Annotated in this window: 26 protein-coding genes; 11 read left to right on the forward strand and 15 right to left on the reverse strand. The window is 59.9% G+C overall.

Annotated features, from left to right (window positions below; all coding sequences use genetic code 11):
* Window positions 1-77: 77 nt before the first annotated feature.
* Entirely contained in the window at window positions 78-608 is a 531-nt protein-coding gene (locus B0B09_RS15680; protein ID WP_076660870.1) for an NADPH-dependent FMN reductase, read from the reverse strand.
* Window positions 609-726: 118 nt separating this feature from the next.
* Here B0B09_RS15680 and B0B09_RS15685 point away from each other — a divergent pair, with 118 nt between their 5' ends.
* Window positions 727-2,379, forward strand: a complete 1,653-nt coding sequence (locus tag B0B09_RS15685) for a thiamine pyrophosphate-binding protein (protein ID WP_076660965.1) — start codon at window positions 727-729, stop codon at window positions 2,377-2,379.
* Here B0B09_RS15685 and bluB read toward each other — a convergent pair.
* Genes bluB through cobO form a run of 5 tightly spaced genes read right to left on the reverse strand, consistent with a single transcriptional unit; the run spans window position 2,376 to window position 5,074 of the window.
* On the reverse strand, window positions 2,376-2,999 hold the full coding sequence (gene bluB / locus B0B09_RS15690) for a 5,6-dimethylbenzimidazole synthase (protein WP_076660871.1): 624 nt from the start codon (window positions 2,997-2,999) through the stop codon (window positions 2,376-2,378). The genes B0B09_RS15685 and bluB overlap by 4 nt on opposite strands.
* Window positions 3,000-3,359, reverse strand: coding sequence for a Lin0512 family protein (locus B0B09_RS15695; RefSeq protein WP_076660872.1), 360 nt, complete (start codon window positions 3,357-3,359; stop codon window positions 3,000-3,002). It lies immediately after the preceding gene.
* The gene (locus B0B09_RS15700; protein WP_076660873.1) at window positions 3,359-3,703 is read right to left on the reverse strand and encodes a Lin0512 family protein; all 345 of its coding nucleotides are present in this window, start codon (window positions 3,701-3,703) and stop codon (window positions 3,359-3,361) included. Before B0B09_RS15700 ends, B0B09_RS15695 begins: the two co-directional genes overlap by 1 nt.
* A 52-nt stretch (window positions 3,704-3,755) precedes the next feature.
* Entirely contained in the window at window positions 3,756-4,421 is a 666-nt protein-coding gene (locus tag B0B09_RS15705) for a YrbL family protein (protein WP_076660874.1), read from the reverse strand.
* Between the two features lie 29 nt (window positions 4,422-4,450).
* Entirely contained in the window at window positions 4,451-5,074 is a 624-nt protein-coding gene (cobO, locus tag B0B09_RS15710) for a cob(I)yrinic acid a,c-diamide adenosyltransferase (RefSeq protein ID WP_076660875.1), read from the reverse strand.
* 80 nt (window positions 5,075-5,154) lie between these two features.
* Between cobO and B0B09_RS15715 the strand changes: the two genes are divergently transcribed.
* Window positions 5,155-5,451, forward strand: a complete 297-nt coding sequence (locus tag B0B09_RS15715) for a hypothetical protein (protein WP_076660876.1) — start codon at window positions 5,155-5,157, stop codon at window positions 5,449-5,451.
* Here B0B09_RS15715 and B0B09_RS15720 read toward each other — a convergent pair.
* Window positions 5,448-5,987, reverse strand: coding sequence for a hypothetical protein (locus B0B09_RS15720; protein WP_076660877.1), 540 nt, complete (start codon window positions 5,985-5,987; stop codon window positions 5,448-5,450). The two genes, B0B09_RS15715 and B0B09_RS15720, sit on opposite strands and share 4 nt — an antisense overlap.
* 112 nt (window positions 5,988-6,099) lie before the next feature.
* Window positions 6,100-9,801 carry a cobaltochelatase subunit CobN gene (gene cobN / locus B0B09_RS15725; RefSeq protein ID WP_076660878.1) on the reverse strand — a complete coding sequence of 1,234 codons (3,702 nt, stop codon included), beginning with the start codon at window positions 9,799-9,801 and terminating at the stop codon, window positions 6,100-6,102.
* Between the two features lie 47 nt (window positions 9,802-9,848).
* Here cobN and B0B09_RS18040 point away from each other — a divergent pair, with 47 nt between their 5' ends.
* Complete coding sequence (locus B0B09_RS18040) at window positions 9,849-10,013, forward strand: hypothetical protein (RefSeq protein ID WP_055295866.1); 165 nt, start codon at window positions 9,849-9,851, stop codon at window positions 10,011-10,013.
* A gap of 2 nt (window positions 10,014-10,015) precedes the next feature.
* Here the strand turns inward: B0B09_RS18040 and B0B09_RS15730 are convergent, their stop codons facing one another.
* Both B0B09_RS15730 and cobW read right to left on the reverse strand, forming a co-directional pair.
* Window positions 10,016-10,465 (reverse strand): GNAT family N-acetyltransferase, encoded by a 450-nt coding sequence (locus tag B0B09_RS15730; RefSeq protein WP_076660879.1) that lies wholly within the window; start codon window positions 10,463-10,465, stop codon window positions 10,016-10,018.
* Entirely contained in the window at window positions 10,462-11,526 is a 1,065-nt protein-coding gene (gene cobW / locus B0B09_RS15735; protein ID WP_076660966.1) for a cobalamin biosynthesis protein CobW, read from the reverse strand. Before cobW ends, B0B09_RS15730 begins: the two co-directional genes overlap by 4 nt.
* Window positions 11,527-11,810: 284 nt before the next feature.
* Here cobW and smc point away from each other — a divergent pair, with 284 nt between their 5' ends.
* Window positions 11,811-15,266: a chromosome segregation protein SMC gene (gene smc / locus B0B09_RS15740; RefSeq protein ID WP_076660967.1), complete on the forward strand. Its 3,456-nt coding sequence runs from the start codon at window positions 11,811-11,813 to the stop codon at window positions 15,264-15,266.
* Window positions 15,267-15,317: 51 nt separating this feature from the next.
* On the opposite strand, the gene B0B09_RS15745 is transcribed toward smc, so the two are convergent.
* The 4 genes from B0B09_RS15745 to B0B09_RS15760 all read right to left on the reverse strand — a co-directional run bounded on the left by B0B09_RS15745 (window position 15,318) and on the right by B0B09_RS15760 (window position 18,778).
* A complete protein-coding gene (locus tag B0B09_RS15745; RefSeq protein ID WP_076660968.1) occupies window positions 15,318-16,484 on the reverse strand; it encodes a lytic murein transglycosylase in 1,167 nt (388 codons plus the stop codon).
* A 91-nt stretch (window positions 16,485-16,575) separates the two neighbouring features.
* Window positions 16,576-17,478: an adenosylcobinamide-phosphate synthase CbiB gene (gene cbiB, locus B0B09_RS15750; protein ID WP_076660880.1), complete on the reverse strand. Its 903-nt coding sequence runs from the start codon at window positions 17,476-17,478 to the stop codon at window positions 16,576-16,578.
* Window positions 17,475-18,410 carry a threonine-phosphate decarboxylase gene (locus tag B0B09_RS15755; RefSeq protein WP_076660881.1) on the reverse strand — a complete coding sequence of 312 codons (936 nt, stop codon included), beginning with the start codon at window positions 18,408-18,410 and terminating at the stop codon, window positions 17,475-17,477. Before B0B09_RS15755 ends, cbiB begins: the two co-directional genes overlap by 4 nt.
* Window positions 18,407-18,778 carry a DUF1636 family protein gene (locus tag B0B09_RS15760; RefSeq protein ID WP_076660882.1) on the reverse strand — a complete coding sequence of 124 codons (372 nt, stop codon included), beginning with the start codon at window positions 18,776-18,778 and terminating at the stop codon, window positions 18,407-18,409. Before B0B09_RS15760 ends, B0B09_RS15755 begins: the two co-directional genes overlap by 4 nt.
* Before the next feature lie 199 nt (window positions 18,779-18,977).
* Between B0B09_RS15760 and B0B09_RS15765 the strand changes: the two genes are divergently transcribed.
* Window positions 18,978-19,370, forward strand: a complete 393-nt coding sequence (locus tag B0B09_RS15765; RefSeq protein WP_076660883.1) for a response regulator — start codon at window positions 18,978-18,980, stop codon at window positions 19,368-19,370.
* On the opposite strand, the gene B0B09_RS15770 is transcribed toward B0B09_RS15765, so the two are convergent.
* A complete protein-coding gene (locus B0B09_RS15770) occupies window positions 19,330-20,307 on the reverse strand; it encodes a glutathione S-transferase family protein (RefSeq protein WP_076660884.1) in 978 nt (325 codons plus the stop codon). The genes B0B09_RS15765 and B0B09_RS15770 overlap by 41 nt on opposite strands.
* Before the next feature lie 304 nt (window positions 20,308-20,611).
* Between B0B09_RS15770 and B0B09_RS15775 the strand changes: the two genes are divergently transcribed.
* From B0B09_RS15775 to cobJ, 6 genes are all read left to right on the forward strand, one after another.
* Window positions 20,612-20,821 (forward strand): DUF6732 family protein, encoded by a 210-nt coding sequence (locus B0B09_RS15775; RefSeq protein ID WP_076660969.1) that lies wholly within the window; start codon window positions 20,612-20,614, stop codon window positions 20,819-20,821.
* The gene (locus B0B09_RS15780; RefSeq protein WP_076660885.1) at window positions 20,818-22,047 is read left to right on the forward strand and encodes a sirohydrochlorin chelatase; all 1,230 of its coding nucleotides are present in this window, start codon (window positions 20,818-20,820) and stop codon (window positions 22,045-22,047) included. Before B0B09_RS15775 ends, B0B09_RS15780 begins: the two co-directional genes overlap by 4 nt.
* A 27-nt stretch (window positions 22,048-22,074) precedes the next feature.
* Entirely contained in the window at window positions 22,075-22,710 is a 636-nt protein-coding gene (locus tag B0B09_RS15785) for a precorrin-8X methylmutase (protein ID WP_076660886.1), read from the forward strand.
* A gap of 62 nt (window positions 22,711-22,772) precedes the next feature.
* The gene (gene cbiE, locus B0B09_RS15790; RefSeq protein WP_076660970.1) at window positions 22,773-23,975 is read left to right on the forward strand and encodes a precorrin-6y C5,15-methyltransferase (decarboxylating) subunit CbiE; all 1,203 of its coding nucleotides are present in this window, start codon (window positions 22,773-22,775) and stop codon (window positions 23,973-23,975) included.
* Complete coding sequence (gene cobI / locus B0B09_RS15795) at window positions 23,972-24,673, forward strand: precorrin-2 C(20)-methyltransferase (RefSeq protein ID WP_055295875.1); 702 nt, start codon at window positions 23,972-23,974, stop codon at window positions 24,671-24,673. Before cbiE ends, cobI begins: the two co-directional genes overlap by 4 nt.
* Window positions 24,670-26,472, forward strand: a complete 1,803-nt coding sequence (gene cobJ / locus B0B09_RS15800; RefSeq protein ID WP_207552168.1) for a precorrin-3B C(17)-methyltransferase — start codon at window positions 24,670-24,672, stop codon at window positions 26,470-26,472. Before cobI ends, cobJ begins: the two co-directional genes overlap by 4 nt.
* Window positions 26,473-26,553: the final 81 nt, after the last annotated feature.

The raw sequence follows: 26,553 nt of genomic DNA on the forward strand, positions 1-26,553 counted from the left end.
TGACAGAGTTTAAGGCCCGCCTGCGGCTTTTGCCAGATGCATCAGTATACGCGCGGGGTATGTACGTCATCCTTCCGCTAGATACGGGCCTTGAGCGCATCCATCAATTCGGTCAGCAGCTTGATGTAGACCTCGCCGGTCAACTTGCCGTTCTCATCGAATTCCTTGCTGGAATTCGCGACCAGTACCTCCGGTCCCTGCAGGATATCAGGCCGGAACGCCATCATGGCCAGACGCAGGGAAAACTGTGCTCGTTCGCCCCCTGCACGGCCCGCCGCCGCAGACATAATCGCCACCGGCTTGCCGTCCCAAGGTGCGCCTTTCGTGCGGCTGACCCAGTCAAGCGCGTTCTTCAGGGATCCCGAAATTGCCTTGTTATATTCGGGTGTTGAGATGATGACAGCATCCGCCGCTGCTATCTGGTCGGACAGGGTTTGTACTTTCGCAGGTACCCCTTCCGCCTCTTCCAGATCGCCGTTGTAAAGCGGGAAATCAATGTCGGCCAACGTGAATTCATCGGCGCCGAAAATCTCGGCTGCGTTGCGGATCAGAAGGGTGTTGGTCGATGCTTTGCGCAGTGAGCCGGAGATACCAAGAAGTTTGGTCATGATCGTTCCTTTTTGCATGTTTGAACAGATATAGGGCAGCCTGCCGCCGTTGCCAGCACAAGGCTTGCAAGGCCGCAAAGACTGGCACATTGTGAGCGTGCAGAATAGGGAGCGAATGATGGTCCGGCACGGCGGAAAAATACTGAGCGATCAACTGGTTAAACTCGGGGTGGCGCGCGTCTTTTCGGTGCCGGGCGAAAGCTTTCTCGCGGCCCTCGACGGCCTTTATGACAGCGGTATTCCCAACATCGTCTGCCGTCAGGAAGGTGGTGCTGCCATGATGGCCGAGGCCTACGGCAAAATGACCGGCAAGCCCGGGGTTTGTTTTGTCACCCGCGGGCCGGGGGCGACCAATGCCTCTGCTGGCATCCATATCGCGATGCAGGACAGCACGCCGATGGTGATGTTTGTAGGCCAGATCGACAATAGACAGACGGATCGTGAGACATTTCAAGAGGTTGATTATAAGGCTCTTTTTGGTGGTCTGGCGAAATGGGTCGCACAGGTGAACGACACCGACCGCCTGCCGGAATATATCGGCCGCGCGTTTCGCGTAGCTCTGTCGGGCCGCCCCGGTCCTGTGGTGTTGGCCCTGCCGGAGAACATGCTCAGCGCCAGCGCCGATGTGCCGGATCTACATATTCCCGCCGTGATCGCGAATCCGCTGCCTGATAGTACAGCCCAAACGATCCTGCATGCTTTGGCACAGGCCGAACGCCCGCTGGTCGTCGTTGGTGGCCCGCACTGGTCTGCACAGGCCCAAGCCGATTTGCAGGCCTTCGCCGAGCGCCAGAATATCCCGGTCGCAGCAGGCTTCCGGCGTCAGGATTATATGGATAACCATCACGCCAACTATGCGGGTGATCTGAACGTCGGTATCAATCCGAAACTTGCACAGCGTGTGCGCGATGCGGATACGCTGATCCTGCTTGGAACGCGGTTTGGCGATATTGAAACGCAAGGCTACACGCTGGTTGATCCTGCCAAGCCTGCCAAGCGGATCGTGCATGTTCATGCAGACGCGGATGAACTGGGGCGGGTTTACACCCCTGACATTGCAATCAACGCCACTGCGCCTGCGGTGCTGCGCCAGTTGGCAAATGCCGAACATGCGGGCGATTGGTCGAGCTGGAGCAGCGCTGCGCGGGCTGACTATGACCACTGGCTGACCCCGCAGGAAAGCCCCGGCGCGCTGAAGCAAGAGGCGGTGATCAAATGGTTGTCCGAGCATCTAGCCGATGATGCGATCATTACAAACGGGGCAGGGAACTATGCCGCTTGGCTGCATCGTTACTTCGTTTACAAGCAATACGGCACACAGCTTGCCCCGACCTCTGGGTCGATGGGGTACGGGTTTCCGGCGGCGATTTCTGCGTCTTTGGCACATCCGGATCGCACTGTCGTTTGCCTTGCGGGGGACGGCTGTTTCCAGATGACCTGCAACGAGATGTCGACCGCTGTTCAGCATGGCGCAAAGCCGATTGTCGTGGTGATGAATAACGGCCGCTATGGCACGATCCGCATGCATCAGGAAAAGACCTATCCGGGGCGTGTGTCAGGAACTGCACTTGCCAACCCTGATTTTGCCGCACTCGCGCGCGCCTATGGCGGGCACGGTGAGAAGGTCACGCGGTCCGAGGATTTTGCCGCAGCCTTTGCGCGCGCCCAAGCCGCAGGTACCGTGGCTATCATTGAGTGTCAGGTCGATGAGGAGGCGCTGACAACGGGTTCTACGCTGAGCGCTGTCAGGAAGGCTGCGCAGAAGGTCTAGATATCCTGCCAGATGGTTTCTGCGTTGGTTTGCCACGCGTTGCGATGCAACAGCGGTGTGTCATCGTCCGAGGCGGCTTTCCCGAGGCAAAGATAGGCCGTCAGATCCCAGTTGTCGGGCGCATGCAGGCTATGCGCCACAGCCTGCGGATCAAGGATTGAAACCCAGCCGACGCCAAGGTTTTCTGCGCGGGCAGCAAGCCAAAGGGTGTGGATGGCGGCGACGGTCGAATAGCTGAGCATTTCCGGCATTGTCTGGCGCCCCAGACCGTGCCCTGCATCAGGGTCTGTTTCGGTAAAGATGGCAAGATGGACCGGCGCTTCGCGGAGCCCTGCGAGTTTGAGCCGGTTATAGGCGGCCCGCTGATCGTCCTTGTAGGCTGCGGCGGCCTGTGCATTCGCGGTCTCGAAATTGCGGATCACGTCCGCGCGCAAATCGGGTGATTTCACGTGGAGTACCCGCCAAGGCCGCGCATTTCCGACCGAAGGCGCAAAATCCATCGCCTTGCGCAAGCGCTCCAGCACCTCTTGCGGGACCGGATCGGATAGAAAGTGCCTGACATCACGCCGCCACAGCAGGATATCCTGCAAGGCGTCCCGATGGGCCTGCGTCAGCTCCATCTAGGCTTGTACCCATTTGCCCGCTTGAGACGGTAAAAAGGCCTCGACCGCCGCTGTGGCGATAACGGCGGTGTCCCCTGTTTCGGGGTTGGGTATGTTCAGCCCGCCTTTGACAACGCTGACATGTGCACGTCCACGCGGCAGGCCGGATGTCAGGGCCTCTGGGTCGATTTTGTCAGGCTCTTGCACAGCAACGGTGACCTGCACCCGCATGTCGTTGTGGGACAGCTTGATGCTGTCGAAAATGGGCAGGGTGGAATGACGTATGGCATCTTCGATCGCACGGGCAGCGGCCTTTTGATAGTCCATCCCGTGCAGGTCGTTGCCCATGCCCATTTCGATGATGATGCGCTGCTCCATTAGGTCCGCTCCATTTCGAATGAGACATTGATGGCGACATTGGCAATGACCGTCGGCTTGCCGTCTGGACGGGGGACATCAAGGCCACCGTGGTGGACGGTGATCGTGGGCTGGCCGTAGGGGAAGATGTCCAGCAGGCTTGCGGTGTCAACTTGATCGGGTTCTTGCACGCCAATCTCTACATCGATGAGCATCGCTTCTTTGGGAAACCCAAAAAGCTCGGCCATGTTGATCGAGTTGTGCCACAGCGCGTCCTGCAGTCCACGGCGCGCAGCTTGGGTATAGTCTTGGCGGCGCAGGCTGGTGCCCATGCCGAATTCAGTCAGGACGCGATGTTTGGGCATGAAGTACTCCGGCAATGATCGTGGTTGAGGTGGGCGGGTCGCAGCGGTGCCATCATTCACCTGCGGCGCGTTGGAAACTGCGGTTTTTGCGATCCCATATCAAACCGGTCCGCTTGGCCAATATCTTGAAGCTGTCATGAAGCCCCAATGCGTTTGCCCAGCGCCCTATCGACCGGACGGGCAGAGCGTGCACGTCACCGAACCCGTCGACCAACACACATTCATATCCCGCCTCGCGATAGCCGAAGACAAGGTTATGAGGTTTAAGATCACCGGCGCGGATGCCGAGTGCAAAGCACTGGGCCACAAGCGTATTGAAAAGACGAAGCTCTTCTTCTTCGAACCGGCCTTGCTGTAGCAACGTCTTCATAGTCTCACCCACCTCGCCTTGTGCGCCTGAGACGCGCTCTGCGACGCAGGCCAAACCGCGGTTTGTCGGTGCCAGGCCATAGAGATGGGTAATCGGCAGGCGTATTTGTGGTTCAGGGTAGCGCAAACGGATGCGCAGGTATTCATCGTACTCTTTGCGGATCAGGCGCAGGCGGGCATCGGGCAAGAGCCAGGTCGAGATGTCGCGGAACGTAAACCGCATAGGTTGGTTTGTGATGTCACGCAGCACTTTGAGAAGTTTCGTGGGATCGGAAGGATGCTGATAGACATCACGCTCACCGCCACTTGCGATGTAGTCGCTATCGCTCAGTTTGATTACATGATGCATCTGACAGCCTCCGGCACTGAATGCCCGCCTTAGTATTCCACGCCGATCTGCGCTTTGATCCCCGCGCGGAACGGATGTTTGACCAGTTCCATTTCGGTTACCAGATCAGCCAGTTCAATCAGGTCTTCGTGGGCGTTGCGACCGGTCAGGACAACATGGGTCATTTCCGGTTTGTGGTCGCGCAGGAAGGCGACAACCTCGGCGGCGCTGACGTAATCATATCGGATCGCGATATTGATCTCGTCCAGCAGGACCATGTGGTTGGTTTCATCCAGGATCAGTTCTTTGGCCTTGGCCCATGCCGCCTGCGCCATTTCGGTGTCGCGGGATTTGTCCTGCGTTTCCCAAGTGAAGCCTTCGCCCATGGTATGGAAGGCGCAGGTATCGCTGAATTTGCCAAGGATCAGGTCACGTTCGCCGGTCGACATGCCGCCCTTGATGAACTGGACCACTGCGCATTTCATGTCGTGTGCGATGCAGCGGAAGATCATGCCGAAGGCGGCCGAGGATTTGCCTTTGCCTTTGCCGGTATGGACGATGACAAGACCTTTTTTATCCGTCTTGGTGGCCATGATCTTATCGCGCGCGGCCTTTTTCTTGGCCATTTTCATCGCGTGGCGTTCGTCGCCTTGCGGCGTGGTGTCATCAGTCATGAAAAGCCCCTTTTCGTTACTGTAAACGTTTCATTAATCATGATTGGGCACAACTGTATTGAGAGAAGGATGCCGATGAAATGAAGAATTTGAGCGTTGCTTTTGTACTGTGCCTTGCGGGATGTGATACCGCATCGCTCGGCTTCATGGGTGTTGAAGCGGAAACCGTCACGGTTGAGGGCAGTACTTTTGATGTCCGGCGCAAGGACAACGAGGTCGAGCTATTGCGCACGAACACTGAATTCGTGCCAACGCTTCGGTCGATCATCCCGCGTGCAGGGCGGGCGGTGACCGAAGTGACCGGCTGCACCCCCGTTGATGGCACGTGGAGCGGGGATGCAGCGATGATGCGTGTTGCGATTGCTTGCGCGGATTAACGCAGCTGGACGGTGATCGGGTTGTAGCCGAAATCGTCGGTATCGTTGTTCCGGCGGGCCTCGTTGACCGCGCCGATGACAATCGCACCAAGGAGGCCAGTTCCAGCGGCGCTGGCGTTACGTTCTTGGGCTGTCTTGTTCACAACGTTCACAGTTGTTGAACCGGAAATGCTCCCGCTTTCGCAACGTACAAACAAAGCTGGGGAATTCGGTCCGTAGTCAGGGACCAAGACATTCGCAGGTGTCTGGAACGCAGCGGAGTAAACACCGGAGTCGAGAATGCAATTCACACCAATCATTTCTGAGCGCGCGCCCCCGTCAACGGCGCCCCAAGTACGAATCTGGACAATTTCTTGGCCACGGAACTGCGGAACCTGTGCGCCGCGACTGCGGGGGCCTGCATAGACGTCGAGGCCGGATGCGTTTGCTGCGACTTTCGGTGTCACGGGGATGGGTGGCTGGGTGATTTCTGCCTGGCTGCATGCAATTGTTGTCAAAGCAATAAAGACTGCTGCGCCCATTTTCTTAGCGAACATAAAATTTCCTAGGTCTGAGTTGTGGATGTTGTTGCAGTTGAATGAATAGTCATCAATTCAATCGAAGGAAAACTCATGACCACAACAAGTTAACATTGTGGCATCTGCGTTGTTACAAAAGCCCTGCAATCCGCGCACGGGCAGAGTTGGATTTGGGCTGCCAGAGGTTGCGGTCGATGGCCTCTTGAAGGCGTTGCGCGATTTCCTTGAGTGCGGGTGCGTTGGCATCGGCGATGAAATCGCGGGTGGCTTCGTCTTTGATGAAGGCCTCTTCGACCAGATCGAAATGGTGGTTGCGCACCGCACCTGTCGTGGCGGCAAAGGCGAAAAGGTAATCGACGGTTGCCGCGATTTCGAACGCGCCTTTATAGCCGTGCCGTTTCACACCATCGATCCATTTGGGGTTCACCACGCGGCTGCGCACGACCCGCCCGATTTCATCCTCCAGCGTGCGGATCACGGGCCGTTCGGGGCGCGAGTGGTCGTTGTGGTAGATCGGGCGGTCCTGCCCTTGCAGCGTGCTGATCGCGGCGGCGGCCCCGCCTTCGAACTGGTAATAATCATCACTGTCGAGAATGTCGTGTTCGCGGTTGTCTTGGTTCTGCACAACTGCTTCGACTTGTGTCAGCCGCGCCTCGAAGGCTTTTCGGTCCTTGCGGCCCTCAGCGCCCTTGCCGTAAGCGTAGCTGCCCCATTCCAGATAGGCCTCTGCAAAGTCTGATTTATCCGCCCAGATGCGTTCATCGATGAGCGCCTGTAGCCCTGCACCATAAGCGCCGGGTTTTGATCCGAAGACGCGGGTCTGGTCTTCGCCCGCTTGTGCGCGCGCAGCAGCAGGGTTCAGATCATTAGTTTCGTCCATGGCCTGCACCGCACGCGCGGCGCTATCGACCAGCGCGATCAGTTGCGGGAATGCGTCGCGAAAGAAGCCGGAGATACGCAATGTCACATCCACGCGGGGCCGGCCCAAGACGGATTGGGGCAGCACTTCAAACCCCGTGACGCGACGGTTGGCACTGTCCCATGTGGGTTTGACCCCCATCAGCGCCAGCGCTTGAGCGATATCATCGCCACCTGTGCGCATATTCGCGGTGCCCCATGCGGTGACCAGCAGGCTGCGGGGCCAGTCGCCATGGTCTTGCAGGTGTTTTTCAATCAGCAGGTTCGCCGATTTCCATCCCAAGGCCCAAGCGGTCGGGGTCGGCACGGCGCGGCTGTCGACAGAGTAGAAGTTGCGCCCGGTGGGGAGCACATCCAAGCGCCCCCGTGTTGGCGCACCGGAAGGACCCGGAGCGATGAATTGCCCGTCGAGTGCGCGCAGCAAGGCAGTGCCTTCGGCGGCGCCGCAGGCCTGGACTGTCGGCAGGATATGGGTGTGGATTTCGTTCAGTACCGCCGCGCTCATCGGCCCTGGTGGGCGCTCTTCGCGGGAGACGAGGCGTTGGGACAGGTTCTCGAGTTTTTCGACTGTATCGCCGTTTGTGCGCCACGTGGTGCGATCCGCCAGCGTGACTGGTTTTTGCGGCGGTGCATCTGCCATATCGCAGTCGAGCGGGTCGATTCCGAGTGCGAGATCGGCAGCAAGTGCGCGCAATAGTGACGCGTCTTTACCTTTGCCATCACCGCGCGGCAAGCGTGCCAAGGCAATCGCAAGATCGCGTTCCTGCTGGCCCGTCGGGGATTGCCCGAAAATATGCAGCCCGTCGCGGATTTGCGCTTCTTTGAGGTCGCAGAGATAGGCGTCGAGCTTGCCCAGATCGCCGTCTTGATCACCGGTAAAACCCGCGTCTTTGGCAAGGCCGGTCACATCAGAAAGTGACAGGATTTCGCGGCGGAGGTGGTCGATCCGTCGCGGGTCGACGCCCGCCGCCTCATAATATTCGTCGACGAGCGCTTCGAGATCGCGCAGGGGTCCGTAGCTTTCGGCGCGTGTCAGGGGCGGGGTCAGATGGTCGATGATGACGGCGGAGGTGCGCCGTTTGGCTTGGGTGCCTTCGCCGGGGTCGTTGACGATGAAAGGATAGATGTGGGGTGTCGGGCCAAAAACCGCCTCGGGCCAGCAGGTTTCAGACAGTGCCACGGCTTTGCCCGGGAGCCATTCAAGATTGCCGTGTTTGCCCATATGCACGATGGCATCCGCGCCCCAATGGTGGCGCAGCCAGAAATAGAAGGCGAGGTAGTTGTGCGGCGGGACCAGATCGGGCGAATGGTAGGTGTCGGAAGGGTCAATGTTATAGCCGCGTGCGGGCTGCAGCCCGACGACAGCATTGCCGAAACGGTGGATGCTGAGGGCGAAACCTGTTTTTGCGGCGCCAGTTGGAGCCTCCGGCGGGAGTATTTCGGGCAAGATGATAAAGGGGTCATCTTCGGGTTTGCCCCAGCGTGCAGTGATCTCTTCTTTGATGTCCCATGGCAGGGCGTCAAAATAGGTGCGGTAGGTGTCCAAAGGCAGGAATTCGCCACCCTCTTTGTCAGCCCGATCTGTCAGCCAGTTTGTGGGGCCCGCCATGATTTGCGCCATGAGTGCTGCACTGTCGGTGGGCGGCGTGACAGTGTGTCCCTTGTCTTTCATCAAGTTCAGCACGTGAACTGTGGCCGCAGGCGTGTCGAGGCCAACACCATTGGCGAGCCGGCCGTCTTTGTTGGGATAGTTTGCGAGGACCAGTGCCGTTTTTTTTGTCGGAGCGGGGGTGCGGCGCAGGCGGGCCCAGTTTTTGGCCAGTTGCGTGACGAAATCAATCCGGTCGCCGCGCGCTTGATAGGTGGCGATTGGGCATTCGGTGGCCTCATCAAAAAACGCCTCGCCTTTGAAGCTGACAGCACGGGACAGGATGCGGCCGTCAACCTCGGGCAAGGCGACATTCATTGCGATGTCGCGGGCGGTGAGACCATGGAGACCTTCGCTCCAAGTCGCTTCGGCAGCGCCGGAGAGGACGACCTGAAAGATGGGGGCGTTATTGCTGAGGAGCGGGTTTTCGGGGCTGTCGTCACCATCATGCGGGCTGCCCACGGCAAAGGCGGTACAGTTGAGGATCACATCTGGCGGGGCTGCGTCGAAGATCTGGTTTAGCGTGGCGGTGCTAACCGGATCTTTGAGGCTGGCTACGAAAACCGGGAGCGGGTTCAGCCCTGCACGCGCGAGGCTGCGGGTCAGGCGGTTGATCGGGTTAAGACCGCCACCCTGCACCAATGCGCGGTAGAAGATGATTGGCACGATGGGCGCGCCCTCGGTCCAGCCGGATTCTGCCGCAGCCAGATCAGCGATCCCAGCGCCTGGCCAATAGACGCCTGCGCGTAGAAGCGGGCGTGGCAGATTGGGTTTTTCGCCGCCTTCCAGCATTGCTTTGGCATAGGCGAGAAGGTTGGTGGTGTTTTCGGGGCCGCCTTCGACGAGGTATGACCAGAGCGTGTCATAGTCTTCGGCGCTGATGGTGGAGAGTTCGCGCAATTCGGGATCGGGTTTATCGTCACCGGGCAGTGCCGCAAAGGGGATGCCTGCCTCGCGAAGGCGGGCGACATATTGCGTCAGCCCGTATTTCCAATAGCCTGCACCGCCCAGAATTCGCGCGATCACCAGCCGGGATTTTGTGGCGCAATCATCCAGATGCAGATCCACCGACATCGGGTGTGTCAGGTGCATCATATTGGCCAGCCGCAGAGTGGGCGGCGCGGTCATCTCGGCGCGGGCTTCGGCCAGTGCGGCCAGTTCGGTGTCGGCTGCGGAAATGATCACCACATCGGCGGGGGTTTGCCCCAGATCGACAGGTTCGCTGCCGTCACTGATTGCGCCGGGTGTCGCTGCTAGCAGGTGCATTCGTTTTGCCCCCGTGCTAAGGCGCGCGCAAACGTGAAAGAGAGATCATGGATTACAAAGCCGCAGGAGCGCCGAAAATGGGCAAAAAAGCCCCCAAGCACGAAGAACACAACGCACATGGATCGGGCAAAAAGCCCTTTGGTGCGCGCGAAGATAAGGCAGCACTTTTGGCGCGCATGAAAAAGGCGGCAGCCGAAAAGAAGAAGGGCTGAGGTCACAGCGCTTTCTCCATAAAGATAGAGCTTTTCGCGTCGATGTAATCGCCAAACACACCGCATTGGCGAAAGCCATGCCGCGCGTAAAGCCGATGTGCCGCGTGCAACACGTTGCCTGTTTCAAGCTTCAGCATGGTCAGGCCTTCGTCGCGGGCGGTATCCTCGATCTGGCGGAGCAGGGCGGCGGCAATCCCTTTGCCGCGTGCGGCCTCGGCCACAAACATGGATTTCACCTCGCCGTAGTCGGATTTGATCATAAGCGCGCCGGTGCCCAGAATATCCTCTCCGATCCGTGCGGCGTAGAAGTGGATGTGTGGGGCCACCAGATCATCGATATCGAGGTAAAAGTTATCCTCGGGCGGAAACAGGCTTTGCATCAAGGCATGGCTTTGTTTTAGCAAAGCTGTGGCCTGCGGATGATGGGGGTCTGTCCGCGCGACGATGATCATGCTTGCAGTGCGGTGGTGATGGCTGCGTGATCCAATCCCGTCTCGCCAATGACGACCAGCCGTGTTTCGCGGGGGGCTGTGCCAAAGGGCTGGTCGAAATAGGTATCCACGCGGGGGCCGACGGCCTGCAAGGTCAGGCGCATGGGTTTGCCTGCGACAGCGACAAAGCCCTTCAGGCGCAGAATGTTGTTGGCGCGGATCACATCGGCAACTTGGGCCGCAAAGGCACCTGCATCGGCGATTTCGCCGCGGGTGACGATGAAGCTTTCGAATTCATCGTGGCCGTGCTCATGCGCGTGATCATGGTGGTCATCTTCGTCATCATCATGGTGGTGATGGTGATGGATTTCATGGCGCGCGGCCAGATCACCCTCTGCGCCAATCCCTTGGCCCAAGAGCACATCAACAGGCAAAGCGCCCATGGAGGCTTTGATGACCTGCACACCCTCGCGGGCCTCTGATTTCAGTTTGGCGGTCAGCGCATCAGCCTCGGCTGGATCCAGCAGGTCGACTTTGTTCACGACAATCATATCGGCACAGGCGACCTGATCTTCAAAGAGTTCGGACAGGGGTGTTTCGTGATCAAGGTTTTCGTCCAGCGCACGCTGGGCATCCACGGCGGCGACGTTATGGGCAAACTGGCCGTCGTGGACGGCACGGCCATCCACAACGGTCACAACGCCATCCACGGTAACTTTCGTCGAAATGCCGGGCCAGTTGAACGCGCGGACAAGCGGTTGCGGCAGGGCAAGGCCCGAGGTTTCGATCACGATGTGATCGGGTTTGTTTTCCCGCGCAAGCAACGCTTCCATGGTGGGAATGAAATCATCGGCCACGGTGCAGCAGATGCAGCCGTTGGACAACTCAACGATATCATCCTCGGAACAGACCTCATCACCGCAGCCCTTGAGGATATCGCCATCGACGCCAAGATCGCCGAATTCATTGATGATAAGCGCAATCCGCTTGCCCTGTGCGTTTTGCAGCATGTGGCGGATCAGAGTCGTTTTGCCGGCTCCGAGGAAACCTGTGACAACAGTAGCGGGGATTTTGGCGGGCATATCGGGGTCCATTCCATAACGCGTGCGACGGGCCCCTTTCTTGCGCCGCATGGTCCAAGTTGCAAGGGGGACCTGCGTGCGACGGGATTTTCGCTCTTCGGCGCGCGCGATTCGCTGATTCCCGCGCCCGTCAGACCGCCAGATTTCCAAACGAACGGCAAAATGGCTCAATATGTTGTGGATAACACGGCGGAACATGGCACATGCGGGGTTGGGGGCGTTGACTCGTGCAGTCTCGCAAGGCGATGCTTTCGCAGGTTGCGGAATCATACGGGCAAGAATCATTGCGCTTTAGCAAACTCAGACTGAATGGCTTTAAAAGCTTTGTGGACCCCACCGATCTGATCATCGCGGATGGTTTGACCGGTGTTGTGGGCCCCAACGGTTGTGGCAAGTCGAATTTGCTTGAGGCGCTGCGCTGGGTCATGGGCGAAAACCGCCCAACTGCGATGCGCGGTGGCGGGATGGAGGACGTGATCTTTGCAGGGGCCGCCACGCGGCCTGCGCGCAATTTCGCGGAAGTGTCCTTGGTCATTGATAATGGTGAACGTCTGGCACCGGCTGCGTTTAACGATAATGACAACCTTGAGATCATCCGCCGGATCACCCGTGACGCGGGATCGGCCTATAAGGTTGGCGCCAAGGACGTGCGGGCGCGCGACGTGCAGATGCTGTTCGCCGACGCCTCAACCGGGGCCCATTCGCCGGCCTTGGTGCGGCAGGGGCAGATTTCGGAATTGATCAACGCCAAACCCAAGTCGCGCCGCCGTATTCTGGAAGAGGCGGCGGGGATTTCGGGCCTGTATCAGCGTCGCCATGAGGCAGAGTTAAAGCTGAAGGGTGCGGAATCAAACCTGACCCGTGTGGATGATGTCATCGACCAGCTGGCGGCTCAGTTGGGCCAGTTGGCGCGGCAGGCCAAGCAGGCGGCGCGGTATCGCGAGATTGGTGACAAACTGCGCCGTGCCGAGGGCATGTTGCTGTTCCGTCGCTGGAAAGAGGCGGATGAGGCGCTATTGGCCGCTGCCGACCAGTTGCGTGAACGGACGACTGCCGCGGCACAAGCCGAAAAAGCTGCGCGCGAAGCCGCCAAGACCCGTGGCCGTGCCGAAGAGGCGCTGCCGCCTTTGCGCGAGGAAGAGGCGATTGCCGCGGCGGTCTTGCAGCGCTTGCAGGTCCAGCGTGATACCCTGAAGGATCAGGAACAACGCGCATTGGACATGATCGAGACGTTGCGCGGCCGCATTGATCAGTTGACCCGCGATATGGAGCGCGAAAGCGGGCTGAACAAGGATGCGGGCGAAACGATCGCGCGGCTGGAATGGGAAGCGCGCGAAATTGAAAAGGCCGGCGAAGGGCACGAGGACCGCCTGAAAGATGCGCAAGATGCAGCGCGTGAAGCAGCGGGTGTTTTGCAACAACGCGAGGCTGATCTGTCGCAACTGACCGAAGATGTGGCGCGGCTTGCGGCACGGCACCAGTCGGCACAGCGCCTGTTGGATGATAACCGCACAACCTTGCGTAAGCACGAAGACGAGGCGGCGCGCGCAAAGGCGGCGATGAAAGAGGCAGAGGCGGCATTGGCGAAGGCCGAGGCCGATTTTGCTGCGGCTGGTGAAGCAGAGAAAGCCGCCGTCGCTGCGGCCGAAGCGGCTGATGTTGCGTTGAACGATGCCGAAAGTGCGCGGGCCGCAACGCAGGCGCGCGAAAGTGATGCGCGCGCGTTACGCTCCGAGGCCGAGGGCGAGGCAAATGCGCTGCGTGCCGAAGTTGCCGCCTTGGCGAAACTGGTCGAGCGTGACACCGCCGAAGGCGGGCAGGTGCTGGATCTGCTGCGCGTGCAGGGCGGTTATGAAAAAGCGCTGGGCGCTGCTTTGGCCGATGATCTGCGTGCGCCCGAGGTGGCCGCAGATGCGAAATCCGGCTGGGCTTTGTTGCCCGGTTATGCTTCTGCGCAGACGCTGCCGGAAGGTGTGAAGGCGCTCACAAATTTTGTTACGGTTCCCGAGGTCTTGGCGCGGCGGATGTCGCAGGTCGGTTTGGTGGATGCCGCTGACGGGCCGCGTTTGCAGGCGGACCTGAAACCTGGCCAGCGGCTTGTGTCGGTTGAAGGCGATTTGTGGCGGTGGGACGGGTTCCGCGCGGGTGCCGAAGATGCACCTTCGGCGGCGGCATTGCGGTTGCAACAGCTGAACCGGTTGACCGAGTTGAAGCGGGATCTGGAAGAGGTGTCTGCGACGGCCCATGGGGCGGCACAGGCGCATGAGAGCCTGACCGCTTTGTTGAAGCAACAGACCGAAGCGGACCATGCCGCACGGCAAGCCCGTCGCAATGCGGACCAAGCTGTTGCTGATGCCAACCGTGCGGCCAGTCGTGCCGAGGCCGAGCGCAACCTGTCTCAGGGCAAGCTGGAAAGCCTCGGGTTGGCGGTGAAACGCAATGAGGAAGAGGCGCTGACGGCGCGGCGCGCGTTGGCCGAGGCCGAGAAAGCGGCGCAGGATCTGGGCGATCTGGATGCGGCACGTGCGTCGGTTGAAGACATCAAGATGACGGTCGAGGCCGCGCGGATCACGATGATGTCGCGCCGCTCTTCCCATGACGAGGTGCGCCGCGAAGGTGAAATGCGTCTGAAGCGCAGTCAGGAGATCACAAAGGAAATTAGCGGCTGGAAACATCGTCTGGAAACCGCGAACAAACGCACGGCAGAACTGGCGCAGCGGAAAGAGGAATCTGAGGCGTCATTGGTTGAGGCCAGCGCCGCGCCCGAGGAAATTGCCGCCAAGCGTGCCGAGCTGGCCGATGCGATTGATGAGGCGGAGACACGGCGCAAGGCTGCGGCAGACAAGCTGGCCGAGGCCGATAGCGCCTTGCGTGATGCGGGCCATCATGAGCGTGATGCCGAGCGTTTGGCTTCCGAGGCCCGCGAGGCGCGCGCGCGATCCGAGGCGCGGTCTGATGCGGCCCGCGAAACCGTGGCCTATGCCGCCGAGCGGATCATGGAAGCGCAGGAGGTGACACCCCAGCAACTGCTTGAGACGCTGGAGACGGATGTGGAGCAGATGCCTGCGTCCGAAGTTGTTGAAGGGCAGGTCAATGCGCTGAAACGGCAGCGGGATGCCTTGGGTGCGGTGAACCTGCGCGCCGAAGAAGATGCCAAAGAGGTGCAGGTCGAGCATGACGGTCTGGTCAGCGAAAAGGCTGATCTGGAGGCCGCCATTGCGGCGTTGCGTTCAGGGATTGCGAGCCTGAACCGTGAAGGTCGTGAGCGGTTGCTGACAGCCTTCGAGCAGGTGAACGAGAACTTCGGTTTATTGTTTACCCATTTGTTTGGCGGTGGCGAGGCGAAACTGGTTTTGGTCGAATCCGATGACCCGCTTGAGGCCGGACTTGAGATCATGTGTCAGCCGCCGGGCAAGAAGCTGAGTACACTCTCTCTGCTGTCCGGGGGTGAGCAGACGCTGACAGCGCTTGCGCTGATTTTTGCGGTGTTCCTTGCCAACCCTGCGCCGATCTGTGTGCTGGACGAGGTGGACGCGCCGCTTGATGACGCCAACGTAACGCGCTTCTGTGACCTCTTGGACGAGATGACACGCCGCACCGAGACCCGTTTCCTGATTATCACCCACCATGCGGTGACGATGAGCCGGATGGACCGGCTTTTCGGGGTGACCATGGGCGAACAGGGTGTGTCGCAGCTGGTATCGGTCGACCTGAAAAAAGCGGCGGCGATGGTGGCCTGAGCCGGAGCCTCCGGCGGGGATATTTAGGGGCCAGTAATAACAAAAGTGGCTTTATAGCCGGTTCAAGAGGTCGATTGTGGGCCAAGCATCTGCGGGCAGGCCGAGGCGAATTTGTTCGGCTTGCACGGCGGCCCGTGTCATCGCACCCAAGATGCCGTCAATGCCGCCCACGTCATGGCCGCGCTGGGTGAGCTTTTGTTGGAGTTGCTGCATTTGCTGACCGCTGAGCGCCGGTGTCGGGTTGCCCGCGTCATAAACGGCCGCACCGCCAAGCCGTGTTGCGAAATAAGCGGCGGTGGTGACGTAGACGAAGCTTTTGTTCCAGTCGAAATAGACCTCGAAATTCGTGTAGGCGAGAAAGGCAGGGCCGTTGCGTCCCATGGGAAGCAGCACCGAGGCCTGAAGGTTGGCAGGTCCAAGTGCGCCTTCGCGGGCCCGCACGCCGCGCGCGGCCCACTCGCGGACACTGGATTTGTGGTTCAGGCCGGTTTGCGCCCAGTCGAGGTTTTCGGGGACAACAATCTCTTGCAGCCAAGGTTCATTTGGCCGCCAGCCCAAGGATGACAGCACATTTGCGCCCGTCATCAGCGCATCTGCCGATGACCCTTTGAGATCGACAATCCCGTCTCCGTCGCCGTCCATGCCTTGGCGGATGATTTCGCGCGGCAATTTCTGGAGTTGCCCGATTTCGCCTGCCCATGCCCCTGTGGTTGATGCGGGGTTCATGCCACCGCGGCGGTAAAGCTCAATTGCAGCGATCAGTTGGGGGCGGAAAAGCTCTGGTCTGCGGCAATCATGCGCTAGTGTCAGCAGCGCGTTGCGGGTGTTGAACGACCCCTGCACCTGTCCGTAGTCCGTCTCAAAAGCCCAGAACGCCAAGAGCACGCCGCGCGGGATCCCGAAACGGGCCTCGATTGTGTCAAAGGTACGATCCAGCCGCTGTCCATAGATGCGCCCGTTGTCGATCCGGTTCTGGCTGATGAGCGCCCGTGAGAAGCTGATGAAATCACGTTGGAATACGCCTTGGGCGCGGTCGGCGTTGATGACGGCTTGATCAATTTGCGCGCCCTGGAAGAACGCATCGACGGTTTGGGCCGGGATGCCTGTTGCCCGTGCTTCAGCTTTGACACCTTCGATAAAAGGACCCACCGGCCCGCCGCAGGTTTGCGCGCTGGCGGTGCTTGCGAGAATGGATAGGGCGAAAATGGCGCTGCGCATTGAAATCTCCGTTTCAAGAATATGCCAGCAGCGTAGCAGTGCGGTTGTGCAGCGCAAGGCTAGCCCCTTGTGCAGGCGAGAAAATTGCTGATCAGGATAGTGCGAGTGCAGCTATAAACGCCAACGCAAGGGTCAGTGCCCATGTCCGCCAGAGGGTCTGAACCGCGCGATCAATATCATCCGGTCCCAGCGTACGTTCCCCTTCTGCATTCACAAAGGGGTATGGTTGCATGATGCCGTCATAGCTGCGCGGACCGCTGAGCGCGATATCAAGACCATGCGCCATTGCCGCTTCGGGCCAGCCTGCATTGGGCGAGCGGTGCAACGGGGCTTCGCGCAGGATTGCGCCTAAGTTGGGCCGCGATGTGACAGCCCAGATCATCACTGCGGTCAGCCTTGCTGGGATCAGGTTAAGGAGGTCATCAAGCCTGGCAGCAGCCCAGCCGAAATCCTCGTGTCGGGGGGTGCGGTAGCCGATCATGCTGTCGGCCGTATTGGTGATTTTATAGATCAGCAGGCCGGGCAGGCCCGCGACCGCAAACCAGAAAATGGGCGCGATCACCCCGTCAGAGAGGTTTTCCGCGGCACTTTCAATCGCCGAGCGGGCGACGCTGGGGGCATCCATATCCTTCGTGTCGCGTCCGACGATCATCGCAACGCTACGGCGGGCGTCGCCAAGGGACAGGCGCAGGGCGTCTGCGACGGCTTGCACGTGATCAACAAGCGAGCGTTGCGCCAGCAATATCGCGACGATGATCACATCGAGGAGGGATCCCGGCACACTCTCGATGATCCATCCCAGCATCGCGGCCATGGCGCAGAGGGCGAGCATTGTGAGGAAACCTGACTGTTTTTTGTGTTCGCCTGCGTTGAAGCGCGCATCGCACCACCCGATCACGCGCCCCATCAAGACGGCGGGGTGCGGTATGCGTGACCAGAGCCAGCGCGGCTCTCCCAAAAGCGCATCGAGGATCATGCCAAGGATAAGGGTCAAAGTGCGGCTTCCAGTTGTGCCCAGCGGTCTGGTGCGGGCAATCCCAGGCGCAACCAGTCAGGGGCATAAGGGAATGTTCGCGACCAGACGTGGCCTCTGGCAAGTCTGGTTTGAAGGGCTGTTGCATCATCCACTTGGTAGAGCCGGAAGAGCGAGGTGCCGCCGACCAACGCCGCCCCCGTTTGTGTCATCAGCCTGTCTATCCGTGTTGTGTCATCTGCCAGTCGGATGCGGGTTTCATCCGCCCATGCCGGATCGGAGAGCGCTTCGGCCCCGATGGCGAGGGCGGGGCCGGATACCTGCCATGGTCCCAGCAGGTCGCGCAGTTTGGCAATGATGACGGGATCGCCAATGGCGAAGCCAAGGCGTAGCCCTGCAAGCCCCCAGAACTTGCCGAAGCTCTTGAGTACAACCGTGCCGGGGCGTGCTGCCAGATGGATCAGCGACTGATCGGGTATGATATCGCAGAAACTTTCGTCAATGATCGTATAGGCGGCATCCAGATCGCTGACCTGCCATATGTGTCCGTCGGGATTGTTGGGGTGTACCGCGACCAAAGCGTGGCTTGGGTCTTGACCCAAGTGCCACCCTGCTGCGGCAAAGGCTGCGCCATGTTCATTATACGTGGGGCCGGGGATGCAGACCTCGCCTGTCGGAATGACACGGGGCAGCGCTGCAATAATGGCTGAGGCGCCAGCCGCACCGAGGATTGCGGCATCGTCAGGGACGTTCCAGAAGCGCCGCGCGAGTGCGTAGAGCCGCGCAAAGGCAGCCTCGTCCGGTAGTGCTGTCCATGCGTCATGGGGGAGGGCGGGCATAGGATATGGCACCGGATTGATCCCCGTTGAAAGATCCAGCCAGCCGGCACGGTCGCCGCCGTGGGCCACAATCGCGGCATCAATGCCGCCGCCATGATCGCGCTTCTCTATCATTCTTTTGGCAATGGCGGGTGACGGGTGACGAAATGGCCCTTCACCGCCTGCGGCCACGTCCGGTAGGGCACTTGCCCCGTTTCCGATTCCGCGTGGGCTGCGGCGTAGGCGACAATGCCTTCTGCCGCCTCGCGCGATGGAGTAAATGTGCCTAAGGTATAGTTCAACTTGCCTTCACCCTGAATTGCGACATTGCAAGCGTTCTTGCAGCCCATCAAGCATGAAACACGCCGCGTTTTGACCGTTTCTATACCGCTCGCCGCGGTCTCGATCAATTCGGCCAGCACTTCCCCGTCGGTTTGGGCCATGTCGCCCGCGTCCCAGCCCTCTTGTTTGCAGGTGTCGCAGATCGTGATCCAGGTTGTCATACTTTTTCTGCCCAATATTTTTGCGGTTCTTCAAGCGGATTTTCGCCTCGCTTTCAAGCGAATGCGCGTAAGCCTGCCTTTTAGGATAGGTGCCGTGTTCACGTTAACACTTCGTTAACACTTTGGGCACAGTGCTGTCCTACCAGGGTTAAAAAACCATCAACTTAATTCCTAAAACTGTCTCGAACGGGGAGTAATTATGCGCGCTCTAATTGTCCAACGAAATGAAAATCTCGGAGGCGTTTGGCAGCGGCATCTTGAGCGGCTTGAGGTCGAAGTTACCCTTGTTCAAAGTGCGGAACGCGCATTGAACCTGATCGCGGTGGAGTGCTTTGACGTGATCGTCCTTGATCTGATGCCTGTGGAGGTGGGCGCATTGGCGGTCGCCGATCTGGTCCGTTTTCGGCAACCGCGCGCAAATATCGTCTTTGTCACGGATACCACCTTTTTCTCAGATGGTTCTATCTTCAACTACGCAGCCAACGCGCGGGCCTTTGTAAAGACCGCAACGCCGCCGCAGGACCTCGCGGCGATCGTCCACCACTATGGTACTACTGCCCTCGATCATGCGGCGCGTCGTAATCCAGTGTAGGATTGATCGGGAGAATACGGTGCGGGTTAATGGTGTCGTGACTATAGTGATAGTGCCGCACGATATGCGCCATATTCACGGTCTCGGCGACGCCCGGCATCTGATATAGCTCGCGCATGTATCCTGACAGGTTCGGATAATCCGCGATTCGCTTGCGATTGCATTTGAAATGCAGGTGATAGACCGGATCAAATCGCACCAGCGTGGTCCAGAGGCGCCAGTCGGCTTCTGTCAGGCGGTCACCCATCAGGTAGCGGTTCTCGCTGAGGCGGTCCTCGAGCCAGTCGAGCGTGTCAAAAAGCGGATAGACAGCCTTGTCATAGGCCTCTTGCGTGGTGGCAAAACCTGATTTGTAAACGCCGTTGTTCAGGGTGTCGTAAATCCGGTCATTGACCGGAGCGATGGCCTCGCGCAGTTCTTTCGGCCAGTAATCATCGGTATTGCCCGTGATGTGGTCAAAGGCGGAATTCAGCATCCGGATAATCTCGGAGCTTTCGTTTGAAACAATCGTTTCGCGTTCTTTGTCCCACAGAATCGGCACAGTGACGCGGCCGTTCATATCGGGCAGCGCCTTCAGATAGATATCGCGCGCAAAAGGCAGACCATATAGCGTATCACCTGTTGCGCCGTCCTCATCGGTTTCAAAGGTCCAGCCATCAGAAAGCATGTCAGGGTGAACAGCGGAAATGCTGATATGGTCGGTCAGGTCTTTCAACTGGCGAAACACCAGCGTGCGGTGCGCCCAGGGGCAGGCGTATGAAACATAAAGATGATAGCGCCCGCTTTTTGCTTCAAAGCCGCCCTCGCCGGAAGGGCCCGCTGATCCGTCTGCCGTGATCCAGTTGCGAAACTGTGCTTCCTTGCGCTCGAAAGCACCGCCAGATTTCTTGGTGTCGTACCAGACGTCATGCCAAACGCCGTCTACAAGCTGGCCCATTTTGTCATCCTTCCATTGTTGCGTCAGGACCTAACGTGCTCGCAGCATAAAACAAATGCCTGCGAAGGCGCATGCTTGGTGCACCAGTGCACAGAGCGCCGTTTCAGTCTGCCGCCGCAAGACGTGATTGCGTCGCTTAAGCGTTTGCTCATACGTCCCGCTCTGTTTATACCATCCCCGACGACGCCGCGCTGCGGCCAGAGAGGTTGGAGATGAAGCAGTCGACCCAAAACGGGGACTGGACATCACATCGTCAAGACCCGCCTGTCGGGGCCTCTTGTGATGACAAAAACGGAGGATGCCCATGCGGGGACTGCTGATACTTTTCTTTCTCTTTGCCGGAACATCGGCCTTTGCGCATCCAGGTCACTGGGCCGAAGTTGCGGGTCATGGTCATTGGGTTGCAGGTGCGGCGATTGCGCTTGCCGGTCTGGTGGCCCTTTGGGGCGAGTTGAAAAAGAAGAAAGAAGACGCAGAGCCAGAGGACGAAGAGCTGGAAGAGGAAAACGCATGAAAACCGGCGTCATGATCTGCGGCCACGGATCGCGCAGTCAATCCGCCGTGGACGAGTTCGCGACCCTTGCAGACAAACTGCCCGCATATCTGCCGGATGACTGGATGACCGAGTATGGCTATCTGGAATTTGCCAACCCTGTGATCCGTGATGGTCTGGACAAGCTGCGCGAGGCCGGGTGCGCGCGCATCTTGGCTGTGCCCGGCATGCTATTTGCCGCGATGCACGCCAAGAATGACATCCCGACGGTTCTGAATACCTATGCGGCCAAACACGGAATTGCGGTGCAATACGGGCGTGAATTGGGCGTTGATCCCAAGATGATCGCGGCCGCCGCTGGACGTATTCAGGACGCCGTTGATCAAGCCAACGCGGACCATGGCGCGCTGCCCCTGACCGAAACCTGTCTTGTGGTGATCGGGCGCGGGGCATCCGATCCCGATGCCAACGGAAACGTGGCCAAGATCGCGCGGATGCTGCAAGAGGGGATCGGCTTTGGCTGGTGCGAAGTGGGCTATTCCGGCGTGACTTTCCCACTGGTAGAACCCTGCCTGCAACATGTAGCGCGCCTGCCATATCAGCGCGTCATTGTGTTTCCGTATTTCTTGTTCTCGGGCATTTTGATCGACCGGATTTACGGCTTTACCGATCAGGTTGCCGCGGAACACCCCGGCATCCAATTTGTCAAAGCGGGTTATTTGGGCGATCACCCGAAAGTGCTGGAGACCTTTGCTGAACGTATTATGGAACAGGTCAGTGCGACGCCGCCACCGAACTGCGGCATCTGCGGCTACCGCAGTCAGGTGCTGGCGCTCGAAGAGGGCAAGAGCCACAAGATCAGCGCCGAGGACCGCGCGCACCCTGCCTTTGGTGCCGTGCCGCCCTCCACCTGTGTGATGTGCAAATACCGCACGGCTGTTCTGGGCTTTGAGGGCGAGGTCGGGGCTGTGCAGGAAAGTCACCACCATCATGTCGAAGGCCAAGGCGCCAGCGCACCCGGTTCGAATGTGGCCGATTGCAGCCTGTGTGACACCTTCTGCACCGGCATGTGCCGGCTTGTGGCTGCGGATCATCACCATGATCACCACCACCATCATCATCACGACCACGACCATGGTCACCACCACCACCATGATCACGATCATGATCACCACCATGCGCCTTATCCTCATGCGAAGCATCCGCATGGTCCCGAAAGCGCGCGCAAATCCAAAGCCAAAACCTAAGGTTCACGGCAAGCGAAAGACAGCAATTTGCGCCCCTACGAAAAAGACCCTTCCGCGATCTACGCGCAAAGCTTTGCAACGGTCCGCGATGAGGCGCGGCTTGACCGGTTCGCGCCTGCGATGCAGCCACTGATCACGCGGCTGATCCATGCCTGTGGCATGATCGAGGTCGCGGATCGGCTGGCTTTTTCGCAAGGTGCTGCGGATGCCGGGCGCGCAGCGCTTGCCGCTGGTGCGCCGGTGCTCTGCGATTGCGAAATGGTGGGTGCGGGGATCATCCGCCGCTACCTGCCCGCAAATAACGAGGTGATCGTCACGCTGAACGATCCCGCGGTGCCGGGTTTGGCGCAGCATATCGGGAATACACGCTCTGCTGCCGCGGTGGAGCTGTGGCGCGACCGCATCGCGGGTGCAGTGGTCGCTATCGGTAACGCGCCGACGGCGCTTTTCCATTTGCTTGAGCTGCTTGATGCGGGCTGGCCGAAACCTGCGGTCATCCTTGGTTTTCCTGTGGGTTTCGTCGGTGCCGCTGAAAGCAAAGCAGAGCTGGCCGCAAACCCGCGCGGTTGTGACTATGTCGCCCTGCGCGGGCGGCGCGGTGGTTCCGCGATGGCTTCGGCAGCAGTGAATGCTTTGGCAGCGGGGCTACCGGAAGATGTATAACAATGCGCTTGTCAGCCCCTGTGGGCCCTCCGCGCGAAGCCGCCGACAGGGGGCGCCAAGCGATGACTGATCCCTGGCTGCATATCGTGGGGATTGGCGAAGACGGGATGGAGGGGCTTGTCCCTGCAACCCGCGCCGTGGTCGAGGCCGCCGAGGTGATCATTGGTGGTGACCGGCACCATACACTGACGGAAACGGTTACGGCCGAGCGTCTGGCATGGCCGCATCCCTTTGACGCGCTGATCTCGACCATTGAAAACCTGCGCGGCAGGCGTGTTGTGATCCTTGCGACCGGTGATCCGCTCTGGTTTTCGGTGGGCGCGCGGATCGGACGTGCGATAAATCCGGCCGAGATCGTCTACCACCCGCAGCTTTCTGCCTTTCAGTTGGCGGCGGCGCGCATGGGCTGGTCCCTGCCGGATGTTGAAACGCTCACGGTGCATGGTCGTCCGGTCGAGCAGATGATCGCCTTTATCCAGCCTGATGCGCAATTGCTGGTGCTGACGACAGGGGCCGAAACCCCCGGCCAGATCGCCCGTTTCCTCACCGAGCGCGGCTTTGGCAAATCCCGCATGACGGTACTTGCCGCGATGGGTGGCAAGGATGAAGCACGCTTTGATGGGCTGGCCGAAAGCTGGGATCATACGGTGCCTGCTTTCAATACGCTTGCTGTTGAATGCGTCGCCGCACCTGATGCGGCGCTTCTGCCGCGTGTGCCGGGGCTGGCGGATGATCTGTTCCTGTCTGACGGGACAATGACCAAGCAAGAGGTGCGCGCCGCGACTGTCGCCAAGCTGATGCCGATGCGCGGGGCGCTCTTGTGGGACATCGGCACAGGCTGTGGATCGGTGGCAATCGAATGGATGCGCGCGGCACGCTATGCCCGTGCCGTCGGGATTGAACCGCGCGCGGATCGTCGTGCGATGGCTGCGGCGAATGCGCTGGCGCTGGGCGTGCCGAAACTGGCCTTGGTGGAAGGGTCGGTGCCTGCGGCGCTGACTGGGCTGGACGCACCGGACGCTATTTTCATCGGTGGCGGTCTGAGCCGCGAGACCTTTGACGCGGCATGGGCGGCCTTGCGTCCCTTGGGCCGGTTGGTGGCCAACGCAGTGACACTGGAAAGCGAGGCCGAGTTGATTGCGCTGCACAAAGAACACGGCGGCGATCTTGTGAAACTGCAGGTTCACCGCGCAGAGCCTGTGGGCCGTCTGACGGGCTGGCGTCCGTCGATGCCGGTCACCCAGTGGAGCCTTGTAAAGCGATGACAGGGGTTTTGTATGGTGTGGGGCTCGGGCCGGGTGCGCCTGATTTGATGACACTGCGCGCTGCACGGCTGATTGAGGGTGCAGGTGTAGTGGCCTATCCCACGCTTGCAGGCGCTGCGAGTTTTGCCCGTGCGATAGCAGCGGATTTGATCCCTGCAGACGCGCAGGAAATTATCATGGATGTTCCGATGTCGGTCGAGCGGGCCCCAGCGCAGGCGGCCTATGACAAAGGGGCGGCGGAAATTGCGGCGGCTCTCGATGCAGGCCATGACGTTGTTTGCTTGTGTGAGGGCGATCCCTTCTTTTATGGCTCCTTCATGTATCTTTTTGCGCGACTCTCCGGCACTTACCGCGTTGAGATCGTGCCAGGCGTGACCTCTGTCACGGCCTGTGCCGCCCGTGCGCGGATGCCACTGGCCGCCCGCAACGAGCGGTTGACGGTTTTGCCTGGCCCTTTGCCAGAGGACGAATTGCGCGCGCGGATCGAAGGTGCGGAAAGCGTTGTGATCATGAAGGTCGGGCGGCATCTGGCCAAGATCAAAGGTGTGATTGATGCCCTCGGCCTGACCGAAGGTGCGGTTTATGTCGAGCGTGCAACGCTGCCGGAAGAGGTGGTCTTGCCGCTGGCGGATGCCCCTGAGAAGGCACCATATTTTTCAATGATTTTGCTGACAAAAGGGGCCGATCCGTGGCTATGAAATCCGTCGTATTGGCGCTTTCGCGCTCTGGTGAGCCGACAGCCCACAAGGTCGCCGCCGTGCTTGGTGCCCAAGTCCATGGGCGCGAGGGCCGCGTTGATCAAGCGGATGCGTTTTTTGCCAATGCGCTGGATCACGCGCGTGATTTGTTCGCGGCGGGTGTGCCGATTGTGGGGGTCTGTGCCTCGGGGATCCTGATCCGTGCGGTCGCCCCGCTCTTGGCGGATAAGACCACTGAACCGCCGGTGATTTCCGTGTCCGATGATGGCGCGGTTGTTGTGCCGCTTTTGGGCGGGCATCGTGGGGCCAACAAACTGTCGGCGACAATTGCGCAGGCGCTGAACGCCGTCTCTGCCGTGACAACGGCGGGGGATGTGGCCCTCGGGATTGCCTTGGATGAACCGCCCGCAGGTTGGCGATTGGTCAACCGCATCGATGCCAAAGCGGCGATGGCCGGCTTGCTGGCGGGTGGCGGCGCGCAGGTGAACGGTGATGCGCCTTGGCTGGCCGGTCTGCCACAAGGTGAAGGTCTGCGCCTGTCTTGCACGATGCCGCGGCAGACTGATCTGGGGGCTGACCATTTGCAGTTTGCCCCTCAGCGTGTGGCTTTGGGCGTGGGGTGTGCCCGCAATTGCCCGCCTGCGGAACTGGCGGCATTGGTCAAGGATGTGCTGCAAGAGGCGGGGATTGCGCCCGAGGCGGTGCATTCGGTCAATACGATCACGCTGAAAGGCGATGAGCCTGCGATTATCGCTTTAGCGGGTGATCTTGGCGTGCCGATGCGGTTGTTTGAGGCCGAAGCGCTGGAGGCGGAAACGCCGCGTTTGGCGAACCCGTCCGACGTTGTATTTGCCGAAGTCGGCACGCACGGCGTGGCCGAAGCCGCCGCACTGGCGCAAGCCGGCGCGGAGGGCGAATTTTTGGTGACCAAGCGCAAGACGGCCAATGCGACCTGTGCGCTTGTTGTGACGCCGGAGCCTGTGGTGGAACTGGCGGGCCGTGCGCGGGGTCGCTTGTCCGTCGTCGGCATCGGACCCGGTCAGGCAGCATGGCGCACGCCCGAGGTATCGCGACTGGTGTCCGAGGCCGAAGAGCTTGTGGGCTACGGGCTCTATATTGATTTGTTGGGGGCCTTGGCCGTGGGCAAGGCGCGGTCAGATTTTCCGTTGGGTGGGGAAGAGGACCGCTGCCGCTATGCGCTGGAACAGGCGGGGCAGGGCAAGAACGTGGCGCTGGTCTGCTCTGGCGATGCGGGTATTTATGCGATGGCCGCACTTGTGTTCGAACTGTTGGATCGTGGCCCTGACCAGATGGGCGTGTCGGATGCGGCGCGGCGGGTCGAGGTCGTCTGTTCGCCCGGTGTGAGTGCGCTGCAAGGTGCGGCAGCGCGCGCCGGTGCACCTTTGGGCCATGATTTTTGTGCGATTTCATTGTCGGATTTGCTGACGCCGCGTGAGGATATTGTGAAGCGGTTGAATGCTGCAGCGATAGGCGATTTCGTGATCGCGTTCTATAATCCGGTCTCGATGCGCAGGCGCACGCTGTTGGCAGAAGCGCGTGATATCTTGTTGCAGCATCGTCCACCAGAGACGCCGGTGATGTTGGCATCGTCCTTGGGGCGGCCAGAGGAACATATTCGCTATCGTCGTCTGGATGAGTTGCAGGTGGATGAGGTGGATATGTTGACGGTTGTTTTGGTGGGCTCGTCGCATTCAAAGCTGGCGGCTCTTGGCGAAGGGCCACGGATGTATACGCCGCGCGGCTATGCGCGCAAGATTGACGGGGATCTGGCGGGATGACGCTTTTTGGCTGGCGCCAAATGCGCCCCACCCGCCATCCCGTGGCGCGCCGCGCGGAAGTTTGATTGGACATGGAAAGAT

This window comes from Yoonia rosea (genome assembly GCF_900156505.1).
Lineage (GTDB): Bacteria > Pseudomonadota > Alphaproteobacteria > Rhodobacterales > Rhodobacteraceae > Yoonia > Yoonia rosea.